At 56.4% G+C, this 1,208-nt stretch carries 3 protein-coding genes; all 3 read left to right on the top strand.

Annotated elements, in window-relative coordinates:
- Nucleotides 1-72: 72 nt before the first annotated feature.
- Entirely contained in the window at nt 73-261 is a 189-nt protein-coding gene (locus B3605_RS01925) for a hypothetical protein (RefSeq protein WP_113012123.1), read from the top strand.
- 130 nt (nt 262-391) lie between these two features.
- Nucleotides 392-619 carry a hypothetical protein gene (locus tag B3605_RS01920; RefSeq protein WP_312470735.1) on the top strand — a complete coding sequence of 76 codons (228 nt, stop codon included), beginning with the start codon at nt 392-394 and terminating at the stop codon, nt 617-619.
- Between the two features lie 430 nt (nt 620-1,049).
- On the top strand, nt 1,050-1,208 hold a 159-nt coding region (locus B3605_RS01915), incomplete at its 3' end, for a sigma factor-like helix-turn-helix DNA-binding protein (protein ID WP_349677245.1).

The raw sequence follows: 1,208 nt of genomic DNA, 5'->3' as shown, positions 1-1,208 counted from the left end.
ATTGTAATATTTTTGTGAACTTCGACTGTGCCAGCCCGTTGAGTCGGATTCGATGAAGAGGACAGTGCCAGCATGCCGTACGAAGCCGGAATGCAGATCGTATTCGACCTGGTCGACAAGACGATCGTTGTCGCTTTCCGCGACGAAGTCACCATGCTTGGCCCGTTCAAAGATCAGAAAACTGCCATTCGCGCTGGCGAGCAATACTGTCGTGATCGCGGCTGGGATGACATTGCGACGCCGAAACCACGGACACATTAAGTGCGTACGGCCTCGTACACGGTATGCTATTCCTCATTTTTAGGGTTACACTAAGTCATCGGCCTCGGGAATTTCGGTGGTGGCCGCTTGGGAGTGCACTTTGCTTCTGCCGTCCTAGCGGAGGAGCACCATGATGTTGCAATCCCTAATCTACTTATCCGAAGACGAAATTGAATTGGTCACGGCTACTATCAATGATTGGTGCCGGGTGAACAACTGCGCCATCGATAGCACCGAGGGTCGGTGCGCGCTGACCGCCGCCATTGATCTGGTTCAGAATAAACACGGTGAATCCCGAATTTTGGAGGAGTTGACCGCTCGGCTCGCTCCTCAAGCGGATCAAGGAGCTCAGCAATGAGGCAGTCCATGACGCAATCCGAACGCCGCGACAAGTTCGAACACACGCACGAAATCGCCACCGGGATCATCAAGGCCCAACGCGACGCGCGAGATGCCAAAACAGCCCGACTGCGAGCTCTGCGTTTGAACGTGCGAGCTACGGCTACCACCAGCCCCACGAGTGCGAGGGGCAGCTAGCACCTTGCTCCTGGCCCGGATTTTCCGGCAATCAGCCGGCATCTGCGGTAAGCCAAACTTAAAGGCCACCGCTACGAGGCGGCTTGCTCAGCGCAGAGAGCCCGTGCCCCGGCTCCAACCTCAAATCCTGGCTTTTTACAATCATGAGAAACCTGTTTTGCTCCCGTTTTCGCATCGGCAAGCGCGAGATGGTGGGCTTGGACGAATGCGTATCAGATACTAGAAGCGCCGCCGCCGAGTAGGAGTGGCGAATACGCGGCCATGAACTGGAGCGGGCCTGCGGCAGCCTGAAGGAACCCTTCATGTCCGCCTTTGAATTCGTCTTCATCGATGGCCGCAGTTATGAGGAAGCGGCCGCGTATTTCCACTGTGGGCCCGGAACAGTTAAAAGCCGCGTCAATCGCGCCCGC

The sequence above is a fragment of the Rhizobium sp. UBA1881 genome, assembly GCF_002338015.1.
Taxonomy (GTDB): domain Bacteria; phylum Pseudomonadota; class Alphaproteobacteria; order Rhizobiales; family Rhizobiaceae; genus Rhizobium.
This window is presented reverse-complemented; position numbering and strand designations above follow the sequence as displayed.